Annotated in this window: 14 protein-coding genes; 2 read left to right on the top strand and 12 right to left on the bottom strand. The window is 66.4% G+C overall.

The window, feature by feature from the left end:
* Window positions 1-130 precede the first annotated feature (130 nt).
* The gene (locus tag AC6EUH_RS09165) at window positions 131-1,543 is read left to right on the top strand and encodes an MFS transporter (RefSeq protein WP_499738429.1); all 1,413 of its coding nucleotides are present in this window, start codon (window positions 131-133) and stop codon (window positions 1,541-1,543) included.
* 166 nt (window positions 1,544-1,709) lie between these two features.
* On the opposite strand, the gene AC6EUH_RS09170 is transcribed toward AC6EUH_RS09165, so the two are convergent.
* Window positions 1,710-2,492 carry an ABC transporter permease gene (locus AC6EUH_RS09170; protein ID WP_499738430.1) on the bottom strand — a complete coding sequence of 261 codons (783 nt, stop codon included), beginning with the start codon at window positions 2,490-2,492 and terminating at the stop codon, window positions 1,710-1,712.
* Complete coding sequence (locus AC6EUH_RS09175; RefSeq protein WP_056427557.1) at window positions 2,492-3,340, bottom strand: ABC transporter ATP-binding protein; 849 nt, start codon at window positions 3,338-3,340, stop codon at window positions 2,492-2,494. Before AC6EUH_RS09175 ends, AC6EUH_RS09170 begins: the two co-directional genes overlap by 1 nt.
* A gap of 233 nt (window positions 3,341-3,573) precedes the next feature.
* Here AC6EUH_RS09175 and AC6EUH_RS09180 point away from each other — a divergent pair, with 233 nt between their 5' ends.
* Entirely contained in the window at window positions 3,574-4,269 is a 696-nt protein-coding gene (locus AC6EUH_RS09180) for a queuosine precursor transporter (RefSeq protein WP_499738431.1), read from the top strand.
* Between the two features lie 59 nt (window positions 4,270-4,328).
* Here the strand turns inward: AC6EUH_RS09180 and AC6EUH_RS09185 are convergent, their stop codons facing one another.
* The 10 genes from AC6EUH_RS09185 to AC6EUH_RS09230 all read right to left on the bottom strand — a co-directional run bounded on the left by AC6EUH_RS09185 (window position 4,329) and on the right by AC6EUH_RS09230 (window position 12,772).
* The gene (locus AC6EUH_RS09185) at window positions 4,329-4,619 is read right to left on the bottom strand and encodes a putative endonuclease domain-containing protein (RefSeq protein ID WP_499738432.1); all 291 of its coding nucleotides are present in this window, start codon (window positions 4,617-4,619) and stop codon (window positions 4,329-4,331) included.
* Between the two features lie 52 nt (window positions 4,620-4,671).
* Window positions 4,672-5,028, bottom strand: coding sequence for a hypothetical protein (locus tag AC6EUH_RS09190; RefSeq protein ID WP_499738433.1), 357 nt, complete (start codon window positions 5,026-5,028; stop codon window positions 4,672-4,674).
* Window positions 5,029-5,116: 88 nt separating this feature from the next.
* A complete protein-coding gene (tgt, locus tag AC6EUH_RS09195; RefSeq protein ID WP_056427549.1) occupies window positions 5,117-6,415 on the bottom strand; it encodes a tRNA guanosine(34) transglycosylase Tgt in 1,299 nt (432 codons plus the stop codon).
* Window positions 6,416-6,448: 33 nt separating this feature from the next.
* The gene (locus AC6EUH_RS09200) at window positions 6,449-7,174 is read right to left on the bottom strand and encodes an SRPBCC family protein (protein WP_056427545.1); all 726 of its coding nucleotides are present in this window, start codon (window positions 7,172-7,174) and stop codon (window positions 6,449-6,451) included.
* Between the two features lie 48 nt (window positions 7,175-7,222).
* Complete coding sequence (locus tag AC6EUH_RS09205; RefSeq protein WP_056427542.1) at window positions 7,223-8,290, bottom strand: DUF6707 family protein; 1,068 nt, start codon at window positions 8,288-8,290, stop codon at window positions 7,223-7,225.
* Between the two features lie 94 nt (window positions 8,291-8,384).
* The gene (locus AC6EUH_RS09210; protein WP_056427539.1) at window positions 8,385-8,924 is read right to left on the bottom strand and encodes an NUDIX hydrolase family protein; all 540 of its coding nucleotides are present in this window, start codon (window positions 8,922-8,924) and stop codon (window positions 8,385-8,387) included.
* A gap of 43 nt (window positions 8,925-8,967) precedes the next feature.
* Window positions 8,968-9,630 (bottom strand): RraA family protein, encoded by a 663-nt coding sequence (locus AC6EUH_RS09215; protein ID WP_499738434.1) that lies wholly within the window; start codon window positions 9,628-9,630, stop codon window positions 8,968-8,970.
* Window positions 9,627-10,097, bottom strand: a complete 471-nt coding sequence (locus AC6EUH_RS09220) for a RidA family protein (protein ID WP_499738435.1) — start codon at window positions 10,095-10,097, stop codon at window positions 9,627-9,629. The genes AC6EUH_RS09215 and AC6EUH_RS09220 overlap by 4 nt, the downstream gene beginning before the upstream one ends.
* Window positions 10,094-11,455: an MFS transporter gene (locus AC6EUH_RS09225; RefSeq protein WP_056427536.1), complete on the bottom strand. Its 1,362-nt coding sequence runs from the start codon at window positions 11,453-11,455 to the stop codon at window positions 10,094-10,096. Before AC6EUH_RS09225 ends, AC6EUH_RS09220 begins: the two co-directional genes overlap by 4 nt.
* 132 nt (window positions 11,456-11,587) lie before the next feature.
* Window positions 11,588-12,772 (bottom strand): PucR family transcriptional regulator, encoded by a 1,185-nt coding sequence (locus AC6EUH_RS09230; RefSeq protein WP_499738436.1) that lies wholly within the window; start codon window positions 12,770-12,772, stop codon window positions 11,588-11,590.
* Window positions 12,773-12,785: the final 13 nt, after the last annotated feature.

The raw sequence follows: 12,785 nt of genomic DNA on the forward strand, positions 1-12,785 counted from the left end.
CCATCACCGGAAAACCGCCCGCATTGTGCGCATGACCAATATGAACAAAACCCAAGTGTTCCGGATCACCGCTAATAAGGTGGCGGACGGTGTTGCTTTCTTGCGGCGCCGGATCCAGGAAGGTTCATTGATGAGCACCCAGCTGTCCGAATCGGCGCAGACGAGACGAGCCGTAAGCAATATTCTCAAAGGCTCTGCCGGCAACCTCGTGGAGTGGTACGACCTCTACGTCTACACAGTCTTCGCGGCGTATTTCCAGTCGCACTTCTTCAATTCCGAGGACGAGCTCCAGGCGGGCCTTGAGGCGATGGCCGTCTTCTCGACGTCGTTCCTCATGCGCCCGATCGGCGCCTGGTTCTTCGGCCGCTACGCCGACCGCAAGGGCCGCAAAGCCGCACTGACGCTCAGCGTGACGCTGATGTCGGCCGGTTCCTTCGCCATCGCGATCCTGCCGACCACCCAGCAGGTCGGCGTCTGGGCGCTGATCCTGCTGATCTTTGTGCGCCTGATCCAGGGCTTCTCCGTCGGCGGCGAATACGGCACCAGCGCCACCTACATGTCCGAGGCCGCTACCTCCAAGCGCCGCGGATTCTTCTCCAGTTTCCAGTACGTCACGCTCATTGGCGGACAGATGATGGCGCTGCTGGTGCTGGTCATCCTGCAGAACACCATGGACAAATCAGCGCTGACCGAGTGGGGGTGGCGCATCCCGTTCGCAATCGGCGGCGTTGCGGCGCTCGTTGTCCTGTGGCTGCGGCGCTCGATGGAAGAAACCGTGTCCGAGGAGCAAGTCGAGGCCGCGAAGGTTCCTGCCGTTGCAGGCGTTGCCCAGCCGGGCACCATGAAGCTGCTCTTCACCCAGTACTGGAAGCCCCTGCTGATCTGCATCGGCGTGACCCTCGGCGGCACCGTGGCGTTCTACACGTACACCAACTTCATCCTGAAGTTCATGAACGATACGTCCGGCATCGCCAAGACAGACACGTCGGTGATCAACTTCTGGGCACTGTTCATCTTTATGCTGCTCCAGCCGGTCTACGGGCTCATCTCCGACAAGGTTGGCCGGAAGCCGCTGCTGCTCTGGTTCGGTATCACCGGCCTGCTGTTCACGTGGCCGCTGCTGTCCACCCTGGCCGGGACCAAGGACCCGTTCACGGCGTTCCTGCTGATGTTGGGCGGCCTGCTGATCGTCGGTGGCTACACCTCGATCAACGCCCTCGTGAAGGCCGAGCTGTTCCCGGCCTCCATCCGGGCGCTCGGCGTGGGCCTGGGGTACGCCATTGCCAACTCGCTGTTCGGCGGCACGGTTCCGCTGATTGGCGCCGCGCTGCAGAAAGCCGGCCAGGTGGACCTGTTCTTCACCTACGTCACCGTGGCCATCGGCCTCTCGCTGCTGGTCTACATCTTCGCGCTGAAAAACAAGAAGTCCACGCACCTGGACCACGAACAGGGCCACGCCTGGGAGCACGCGGCTGCCCCGGTTTCCCCGGGCGACGGTCGCCTGGACGACGACAAGGACCTCGTCGACGCCTCGCGCCGGTAGGGCCACCGGCCGCTCGCTAAAGGGCACGCTTACGACGGCGGGTTGCCGGCTACGGAACGTACGTTCCGGGAGCTGGCGGCCCGCCGTCGTTGTTGAGGCGGGCGCTGGTGACGCGGGCGCTGCCGCTGGCGGCCGTTCGGCCGGGTTTGCAGCCGTCCGGCCGGGCCTACTGGGCGTTGTCCGCGAACCGCAGCTGCAGGATCGTCGCGATGGTGCCTGCCGTGAACGTCCCCGCCAGCACCACGTAGCTGCCCGCCGTGAGCGTATCGACCGGGTCCGCCACCATTCCGATCAGCAGCGGGACGATCGAGTAGGGGAACCACTCCGCCCAGCCGGTTCTGCCGAACAGGTTCCCCAAGGCGAGCATCACGAGGGAGAAGGCGATGGGGGCCACCTCACCGCGGCTCAACACGGCAATCCAGGCAACCACGGGAGCGAGCAGGAAGGATATCGACGCAGCGAGCAGCACGTTGGCCAGGCCGGCAGCGGCCAGCTCCGCAGAGAACCCCGGCAGCCCCATCGCAAATCCGATCGCCATCGCCTCGAGGAGGACGAGGACAATGAGTGCCATCCACCACACAGCCGCGACCCCCAGCTTGGCGACGGCGAACCAGTGACGGGCCACGGGCAGCGCGAGCATGTTCTTGGCGGTGGCATCACCGTACTCCCGGCCGAACAAGTAGGCCACGATGAACGCCAGCAGGAGCATCCCACCAATGCCAAAGACCAGGGTGAGCATGTAGAAGTATTCGGGCCACGTCGCCTCGAGGCCAGCGAGGCTCGCTTTGGTGCCCACAAGCCCCAGCTGGGCCGCCCGCCCTGGCTCGCGCACGATCCACATGAACAGCGCTATGCCGAGCGGCATCATCGCGAGCACGGCCAGGGTGGCCCAGGTCGCCTTGGCGCGGTGGAGCTTCGTGAACTCGGTGGCGAGAACCTGACCGAACATCAGGCCACGGAACCCTTGGCTGCAGTGCCCGTGGCTGCAGCGCCCGCGGCTGCCTCGCCCGTGGCTGCATCGCCAGTGCGCGCGAGGAAGTAACGCTCCAGGTCCAGCGTCAGCAGCGCCTGCTCGCGTTCCTCCGGGGTGTAGGCGTCGGCCGCGAAGGAGCGTGCCTTCGCGGCGAGGTCGTCGCGCGACGACTCCTCGATGAGACGCCCGTTGTGGATGATGCCGATACGGTCGGCAAGATGGGCGACCTCGGCAAGGATGTGGCTCGACATAAAGACGGTGACGCCGCGTTTGTCGGCGAGTGAGCGGAGGAGTTCGCGGATCTCGACGATGCCGGCCGGGTCGAGGCCGTTGGCGGGCTCGTCGAGCACCAGCAGTTCGGGGGAGTGCAGCAGCGCGCGGGCGAGCGAGAGGCGTTGCTTGTTGCCGAGCGAGAGCTGCCCGGCGCGCCGCCCGGCGCACGGGCCGAGGCGGAGCAGCGTGATTGAGTCCTCGACCGACCCCGGCGGTGAGCCGGTGAGGCGGCGCTGAATGTCGAGGTTTTCGCGCACGGTGAGATTGGGGTAGGCGGTGGCCGTCTCGACAAGGAATCCGACGCGCGAGAACACGCTCGTCTCCCCTGGGATGATGCGCCGGCCGAGTACGGTTACTTCCCCGCCGCTCGGTCGGATCAGGCCGAGCAGCATGCGGATAGTGGTTGTCTTTCCCGCCCCGTTCCTGCCAAGGAATCCGTAAATTTCGCCGCGGCGGACATCGAGGTTGAGCGAGTCGACGGCGGTGACGTCGCGGTACCGCTTGACGAGGGCGCGCGTGGAAACTGCGGTGGCAGGATGGGTCTCCTCCATGGCCCCATCCTGCCACCACGTCCGGAGCGTTCACAGTGCAAGTATTCACAGCGGGCCCAGCACAGGTTCCGGTTCTTGCGGCGGCCGGTTCGTATGCTGGCGCGGGGTGAGAGAATGGAAGGCGGTTCCCGCGGCCAGCCCGCCAGGAGCCATCCAGTGCTAATACAGCCGGCCGCCGTGTTGTCCTCCATGAGGATCCGGGCGCCGAGCGAACCACTACGAATGGAACACCCATGACTTCCGCCAAGACCATCCCGGCAGCAGCCCCGCCGAAGTTCGCTTCCATCGGCTCCCCGTACTTCGGCATCATGCTCGCCGTTATGGCCGTGGTGCTGATCCTGTCCAACATCGGGGCATCGAAGGGCGTCGCGATCGGCCCGATCATCACCGACGGCGGCTTCTTCCTCTTCCCGCTGGCCTACATCCTGGGCGACGTCATCAGCGAGGTCTATGGCTTCAAGGTGGCGCGCAAGGCCATTTTCACCACCTTCGCGCTCTCCGTCTTCGCGTCGCTCTGCTACTGGGTCATCATCGCGCTGCCGGGCTTCGACGACGATTTCGGCACCGCCAAGCAGGCCGCGCTGGAAGGCGCCTTGGGCCCGGTCCCGCAGATCGTGCTCGCCTCGCTGCTGGCGTTCCTGGCCGGACAGACCATCAACGCCTGGATCCTCGTGAAGATGAAAGCGCGCACGGGGGAGAAGTCCCTGTGGGCGCGCATCATGGGCTCCTCGGTGGCCGGGGAGTTCGTGGACACCCTGATTTTCTGCAGCATCGCGGCTTCCGTTATCGGGATTACCGACGTCGGCACTTTCGTGAACTACGTCGCCGTGGGCTTCCTCTACAAGACCCTTGTGGAGTTCCTCTTCGTCCCGGTCACGGCGGGCGCGATCGGCTGGATCAAGAAGCGCGAACCGAGCTACGGGGCGTAAGGGTTCCTCGTTCCTCCACCGTTTCGACGGTTCGGTGCCCACACGACGCCGCGAACCGTCTAGCCGCTGCGGAACCGTCGAAACGGCGGGCTGTCGGCGGCCGTGCCGCGGCTCAACGCCCGTAACACCCGGTACTTGAACTCCACTTCGTTGAACAAGTCCCTCCACTCGATCCGGATGAAAGTCCAGCCCTGTTCCATCAGGGCTTTCTCGCGGCGCCGCTCGGCGAACAGTACGTCGCCGGTGGGACGGTAGTCGAAGTACTTGGTGTTCCCGTCGAATTCAAGGGCAACTTTTCGCTCCGGCCAGGCAAAGTCCAGCCGATGCTCCCCGAGCGGAGTCCGGACCACGTACTGCACCTCTGGGTAGGCGTCATCCTGAGCCTGTGCAGCAGTTCCCTTGTCAGGCTTTCGCCAGCAGACTCGGAGCGGGGGTCAGCCAGTTCGAGGGCCCGCCGCAAGGCGACCACTCCATTGCGGCCTGCGAGATCGGCGCACCGGGCCCGGACGAGGCCAAGGTCAGCGCCCATCCGGGCGGCGAGATCCCGGAGGGGGATGTTTCCTGGGTCAGGTGCACGCGGTCATCGACTTTCCACAGCTGGAGGTCATGCAGGCTGGCGCCCGAGACGTGGCTGTAGACAAAGCGCCCCGGCGACGTCCTTAGCGTCCCGAGCGCATGGGCGAAGACCAGTTGCCGCCGTCGGACGGTGGAGTTCAGCCCCCGCCACCATTCTGCGCGGGCGTAAGTGCCGCGGCGCAAGCGGACGAGCTCCGACGGGTGCCCGCCTGCTCGACGTTTCCCGACGTCGTGGGCGCAGGGAACCGTCGAATCGGCGGCGACCCGGAGCCTAGGAGTAGTAGTTCCGCAGGGTCTCGGCCTTGAACTCGAAGAAGTTGCCGGCCTCGATGGCGAGACGGGCGTCGTCGACCATTTTCACCACAAAGCGCTCGTTGTGGATCGAGATCAGCGTGGCGGAAACCATTTCCTTGGCCTTGAACAGGTGGTGGATGTAGGCCCGCGAATAGTTCAGGCAGGCGTAGCAGTCGCAGCCTTCCTGCAACGGGCCGAAGTCCCGCTTGTACATGGCACCGGAGAGGTTGTACCGGCCGGTGGGGTGGTAGAACGCCGAGTTCCGGGCCACCCGGGTGGGGGAGACGCAGTCGAAGGTGTCCGCGCCGTTCTCGATCGCGGTGAAAATATCGTCCGGTTCGGAGATGCCGAGCAGGTGCCGGGGTTTGTTCTCCGGCAGTTCCTCGTTGCACCAGCGCACGATCGTGCCGAGGTTCTCCTTCTCCAGGGCGCCGCCGATGCCGAAGCCGTCAAAGTTCATCGCGCCCAGGTCCCGGCAGGCCTTCCGGCGCAGGTCCTCGTACTGCGCGCCCTGGATGACCCCGAACAGGGCCTGGTAGGGCTTGCCCGTCCGCTCGGCAGTGAGCCGGAAATGTTCGGTGATGCAACGCTCGGCCCAGCGGCGGGTCCGCTCCAGGGACTCCTCCTGGTAGCCGCGGGAATTTTGCAGCGTGGTGAGCTCATCGAAGGCGAACATGATGTCCGCGCCGATCTGGTGCTGGACGTTCATGGAGATTTCGGGGCTGAAGCGGTGCCGGTCGCCGTTGAGGTGGCTCTTGAACCACACGCCTTCCTCATCCACATGGGCCAGCCGCTCCTTGCCGGGGGCGACGGCGTCATCGGGCCCTGAATTGTCCACCGACTTCATGTCGATGACCTTCTTGAACCCCGAGCCGAGGCTCATCACCTGGAACCCGCCGGAGTCGGTGAACGTGGGCCCGCGCCAGTTCATGAACGCGCCCAGCCCGCCGGCCTCATCCAGGATGTCGGCGCCGGGCTGCAGGTACAGGTGGTAGGCGTTGGCCAGCACGGCCTGGGCGCCCAGCTCGGCCACGGACTCCGGGAGCACCGACTTGACGGTTGCCTTGGTGCCGACGGCGATGAACGCCGGGGTCTGGATCTCGCCGTGAGGGGTGGTGATGGTGCCGGTGCGGCCGAGGAATTCCCCGCCGTTGGCCGAAATTTGCGCCTCCGACGGTGAGCAACTTTCGCTCAGGCGTTTGCCCACGCGGAAGGAAAACTCGGACTGCTGGGCCGGCAGGAGCGGCGACACGGGTGATTCAGGATTGGCTGGCACCGTTCAAGTGTGCCAGCTAACAGCAGCCAACCCTTAGTGCAGCGGTTCGGATGTGGGGTAGTTCTCAGCCCGCCACTTGTCCCAGTAGCTGCGGACGGACTCCAGCTGGTGCGCCCCGAGGTCATAGGTGGAGACGATGACCAAGGACCCGCCCTCGGGCCGGATGTCCTTGATGGCCGGCTGGTCCGCCACGATCACCAGGCCCTCGCCGTGCTCGGCGTAGTGGTGGACCGTGAGCCCCACCTGGTGGTTGCTGCGGAACCAGACCCTGCCGGAGACTTCCTCGCCCGTCGCCAGGGTGAGCGAATACGGTTCGCCGGGCTTGGGAACATCCGACAGTCCCAGCTTTTCGATGGCGGACCCCTCATTCCCGGGGACCGAGAAGAAGAAGGTCCGGCGTTTGCCGTGCGGATGCCGTTCGAGGGCAAAACGGAGCTGCTGGATGAACGTCAGCCAGCCCTGGGTGATGTCCTCGTCCCAGGCGGCCCACTCTGAATTGTGGTCCACGGCGGCCCGCGTGACGCTGACTTCCGTGCCGGTCGGAACCGGTTTCAGGGTGAACACGTCCCCGCCGTCGACCACCAGGGAGGTGTGGTCGGCGCCTTCGATGACATTGGGGCTGAAGTAGATTTCATTGATCTCGGCCGCCTGGTCGTCGGCCTCCCAGCCGTGCCACTGGGCTACCTTGGCGGGTTCGCGCAGCATTGTCCAAACCTGCTGCGCGTCGGAGTTGATCACAACGCTCAGATTGTTCGTCACGGGGTGAATCTACAACGGCCGCCCGTGAGGGGGTAGGGGCCAAACGCCTTAGGAGCGGACAGACTCGAGTTCGTTGCCGATCCGGCGGTCCAGCTCCGGGGCGCCGATGGTCTCCGATCCGCCGTGGGCGCGCAGGAACAGGAGTGCCTCGAGCCGCAGGAGCCGCCACTCTCGTTCCGCATCCGGATTCGAGTTGTCCATCGAGCGGAAGATTTCCTTGTCGTACAGGTTCGGTTCGTTGAGAGAGCGCTGGCGGACCTTGGCGTTAATCCGGGCTTTGAACGGGTCCGTCTCCATGGCTTCCGGGGCGCGGAGGAACTTCTCGTAGACGGCGGCGCGTTCTTCCTGGCCAAGCTGGCGGCAGATGTAGCTGGACAGTGCCAGGGAGGCCTCCACCGACGACCAGCGGCCGCGGTTGCCGTCGAAGGGCAGCACATTGAGCAGATCGGCGACGGCGAGGGCGTTTTCGGGGTCCTTGAGGATGATGAACAGCTCCTGCGCGAGGTCGCTGAGGTCCTTGAGGCAGCTGCCGGACTTCGTGTTGATGCCCTTCGCCAGGCGCTCGCTGAGCAGCAGCACCCCCACCGACTTCGGGTGCGCCCCGGCCGCCGCCTCCACCACGGCCTCGGGTGTGCCCGCCGGGGCAGGGATCAGGGCCAGGTCCTCGTCGCTGGGGCCGCTCACCACGGGCGGAGCGGGCGGCAGGGGAGGAACGACGACGGCGGCAGCGTCGCCGTCGTTCTCCCCGCCCTTGTCCTGAGCGCCACTCTTGTCCTGAGCGCCGGCGACGGCGTGGACGCTATCGACGTCGACGCTGTCATCCTCCGGGGCCGGTTCGACGAGCTGCAACGGCGAGCCATCGTCGTCGGACGGGGTTTCCACGACCTCGGCAGCCGCCTCCAGAATCAGGACGGTGGACGCTGCCGCAATCCTGAGACCGCCGCCGCCGGTGAGGGTCGCCAGGACCATGGCGGGGGTACCGAAATCGTCGGTTTCGACGTCCACGCGCTGAATTTCGGCGGAGCGGTTGCCGTCGGGCAGGAGCAGATGATCGCCGCTCTGCAGAGATCCAGCCTGCTGTTCGATGTAGTTCGGGGCGGCCGGGGGGTGGGTCATCTGGAGTCCTTAAATTCTTTTGCGGTCCGCCCAACAGTCTACAAAGGCACCCGCGGGCTGCCAGCGGAGGGGCAGTTGCCGCAGCCGGCTGCGGTCAGTTCCCGACGCCGGCGAAGGCCAGGGCCTGCCGGATCAAGGCGCCGCGGCCACCGCTGAATTCGAGCTGGACGTCCGAGCTCATAACTTCCTGCGGCGTCATCCACGTCAGTTCCAGCGCGTCCTGGCGCGGGGAGCATTCGCCGGTGACCGGGATGATGTACGCCAGCGCGACCGCGTGCTGGCGGTCGTCGGTGAAGCCCGTGTGGGACGGGGACGGGAAGTACTCGGCCACCGTGAACGGCACCGGGCTGATGGGCAGCTGCGGGAACGCGAGCGGGCCCAGGTCCTTCTCCATGTGGCGCAACAGGGCGGCGCGGATGGTCTCCCGGTACAGCACCCGGCCGGAAACCAGCGAGCGGATCATGTTGCCGTCCTCGTCGGCCTGCAGGAGCGTGCCGACCTCGTTCACAAACCCGAGCGGATCCAGCCGGACCGGGACGGCCTCGACGTAGACCATGGGCAACCGGCCGCGGGCCTCGAACAAGTCATCGTCGGAGAGCCAGCCGGGGTTCGGGTCAGGAGTGCGAACGTTCATGGTTAAGTTCTACCCCATCCCTGACCCGAACCCTGCGCCGTCGTTAGGTGGCGAGCACCGATTCCAGGGGTTCCCCGGCGGCGATCCGTGCCAGCAGCGCCGGTTCGGCGGCGTCGGAAGCCAGGGCCCGCCCCAGGACCTCGGCCGCCGCCTCCGGGGACAGGACCATCACGCCGTTGTCGTCCCCCAGCACCCAGTCGCCGGGCCGGACGCGGATGCCTCCGCACTGCACCGGCACGTTCACGGCGGAGCCGCCGCTGCGGACCCGTTTGGTGGTCAGGCACGAGGTACCGCGGGCGAAAACCGGCAGGCCGGTGGCCCGAAGTTCCAGGATGTCGGTGGCCACGCCTTCGACGACGACGCCGGCGGCGCCTTGCGCTGTGGCCGCTGCCGCGGTGACCGCGCCCACGGGGGCGTGCCGGTGGTCACCGGACATGTCCACCACCAGCACCGCCCCCGGGTACAGCTCCAGCAGGGCCCGGTTCATGGCGTACGCGTCACAGTCCGCGATGCGCACCGTGACCGCCGGGCCCGCCACCTTGACGCCGTCGAGCAGCGACCGGATGGCCGGATCCACGAACCCGTCCTCCAGGAAGTGCCCGATCGTGGGGTAGCTGACGGCGGCGAGGCCTTCCCTGAGGCCCCCATCCGGCCCCTCGCCGAGCCGCTCGGTGAGCCGGGCGCGCACGGCGTTCCCGCCGCTCACTGGTTCACCGGGGCGGTCGCGCCGGCAACCACGGCGACGCAGTCGATTTCCAGCGCCACCCCCCACAGGCTCACGCAGACCGTGGTCCGCGCAGGCCTGGCCGTTCCAAAGAACTCCGAGTAGACCCGGTTGTAGTCTTCGAGACGTCCGGGATCGGTGAGGTAGGCGTTGACCTTGACCACGTGCTCCAGGCCCGACCCTGCGGCCTCAAGTACTGACTGGAGGTTGAGGATGGTCTGGCGAACCTGGTCCTCGAACGTGTCCGGCTGGTCATCCAGCCCGCTGATCGCGGGAATCTGGCCGGCGGTGAAGACGAAACCGTTGGCGACGACCGCCTGGGAGAACGGGCCGACGGCGGCCGCTCCCCCCGGGATCTGCGCGATCCGGCGGACAGTTCCGTTTACGGGAGGGGCAACGGAATGACCGGCGGGAAGACCTGCGGGAAGGACTCCGGGGCCACCGGTCATTTGGCGGCCTCCGCTTCGACGGCGTCGGCGGGGGCCATGTCGACGGCGTCGATGTTGCCGTGCCGGGTTTCCGTCAGGACGAACAAGGCGCCCAGTGAGACGAGGGAGGCAGCCATGATGTACCACGCGATGGAGGAACTCTGGTGGGTCACACCGAGCAGCCACGTGGTGATGAACGGCGTCGCGGCGCTGCCGAGGAGCCCGGACAGCATGTAGGCGACGGACAGTCCGGAGTAGCGGACCTTGGAACCGAACAGTTCGGCGAGGAAGGTGGCGATCGGGCCGTAGTTGGCGGCGAAGGCCGTCATCATGGCCAGGTAGGCGACGAAGAGCAGCGGCACCGACTTCGTGTCCATGAGCCAGAACATCGGGAAGGCGAACAAGGCTTCGGCGGCAACACCGGCGTAGATGATCGGCTTGCGGCCGTACTTGTCAGAAAGCTGGCCGAAGAAGGGGATCAGGACAAAGCACAGGGCGCAGGCCGCCAGCACCACCCACAGCATGAGGGCCTCGGAGTGGCCCAGTTCCTTCTTGCCGTACGCCACACCCGAGGCGACGAGCAACGTGAAGGTGCTGCCGGTGGACAGGGTGGCGACACCGCCGAGGATGACCTGCTTCCAGTACTTGGCCATGAGGGCCGCGAAGGGCAGCTTTGCTTTGGCGCCGGCTTCCTTGACCGCCTGGAACGACGGGGTTTCCTCGATGTGCAGCCGGATGTAGATGCCCACCGCCACGAGCAGCGCGGAGGCCAGGAACGGGATGCGCCAGCCCCAGGCGAGGAGGTCTTCGGTGCTCACACTTGAGGCGACGATGAGGAACGCGACGTTGGCGATCAGGGTTCCGGCCGGGACGCCCACCTGGACCAGCGAGCCGTAGAACCCGCGCCGGGACGGGGGAGCATGCTCCACCGTCATCAGGACGGCGCCGCCCCATTCGCCGCCCAGGGCCAGGCCCTGGATGACGCGCAGGAAGAGCAGGAGCAGCGGCGCCATGATGCCGATGCTGTTGTAGTCCGGCAGCAGGCCGATCGCGAAGGTGGCGGCGCCCATGGTCAGCAGCGAAATGAGCAGCATGGACTTCCGGCCCAGCCGGTCCCCGAAGTGGCCGAAGATGATGGCGCCCACCATGCGGGCCACATAGGCGGAGGCGAACGTTCCGAAGGCGAGCATGGTGCCGACGATCGGGTCAAAGCTGGGGAAGAAGATCTTGTTGAACACCAGCGCGGAGGCTGTGCCGAACACAAAGAGGTCGTACCACTCGACGGTGGTGCCGATGACACTCGCGAGGGCGATCTTGCGCATTTTGACCAGGTCTAGCCGGGCAGCGGCGGGGGAGGTGGTTTCTACCAGTTGGGCCATCAGTATCTCCAGATGGGGTGCGGGGACTAGTGTCCGATGCAAGGTAGTAGCCAACTCTCCTGTGTTGGGGATCACAGCTCAATGGCGAAAATCCCACCAAAAACCGCCCCGAAGTGTGCGTTCACACAATGGCTAGGCCCAGGCCACCACCAGCCGGGCCGCCTGGGCAGGGATCGTGAGGTCGATTCCGGTCAGTTCCTCGAAGCGGTTAATCCGGTTGAGGATGGTGTTCCGGTGGCAGAACAGCTGTTCGGCCGTTGCCGTGATGTTGCCGGTCGACAGATAGTGCTGCACCGTCTCCGTGAGGCGTTCGCGTTCCCCGCCGCGGCATTCCTCCAGTGCCTCATCCAGTTGGGCGGCGAGGTCGAGGCCGGCATCCTGGAGGTTCTGCTGCGCCAGCCGGGTCCACGCGGCATCCGCGGAGAGGGGCCCGGAATCGGCCGGGCGAAGCAGGGCGGCCAGGCTTTCTGCCGTCCGGGCGGCGGCGGGGAGACCCCGCAGCCCGTACACCTCCGGCACGTAGCCGCAGGGGATGTCCGCCAGGGCCGGGGGCAACTGCAGCGCCATGCTCCGCGTCGCCCGGGCCGCGCGCGGGGGCAGCGGCCAGAACAGGTAGGTGTTTCCGCCGGATTCGTGGAGGAAGATCTTGTGGCGGCGCTGGGCGGAGCCGAACTGCGTGGCCGCGGCACGGAGGCGCGCACCGGCTTCGCCGCTGGCAGCGACGAGGCCGCATCGCACATCAGGACCGATACCGAGGGCCGAACCGACCTGGGCGGACGTTTCCGCCGAGGGTGTGCTTTGGTTGAAGAGCCGCGCGATGAATTCGCGTTGGATGCTGGACTCTTCCTGGGCCATGCCCACCCGCTCGGTCAGGTAGCTCATGTGTGTCCGGGTGGCGAATTCGTCGACGACCCGCCAGACCAGATCCACCCGGGAAGCGAGCAGGCCGGCGTCCTCCGGCGCGGCGATCTCCAGCAGGTCCGCCCACAGGATGCTGAAATCCAGTCGCACGGCCGAGGTCAAGGACTCCGGCGGAATCCCGGCCCGGGCCCGCTTGGACCCGAGGTCCGAGGCAAAGGCGAGTAGCCCGTCCCGTGCCGTGTCCTCCGGGCCGCTCCGCAGCCCGTGGATGAGCCGGCGGAACGTTTCCCGCGCCGTGTCCCGGATTTCCGGGACTGTCACCTGGCTCTCGCCATACTCCGGGATTTGCCGCACCCGGGCGGTGAAGGTCTGGGCCAGGATGTCCAGCCGTCCCTCGAGCTGGTCCACCAGCTCACTCCAGCGGACCTCGGCGCCTGGTGATTCAAAATTGTGCATTCTCACATTCTAG

This window comes from Arthrobacter sp. 001422645 (genome assembly GCF_059816125.1).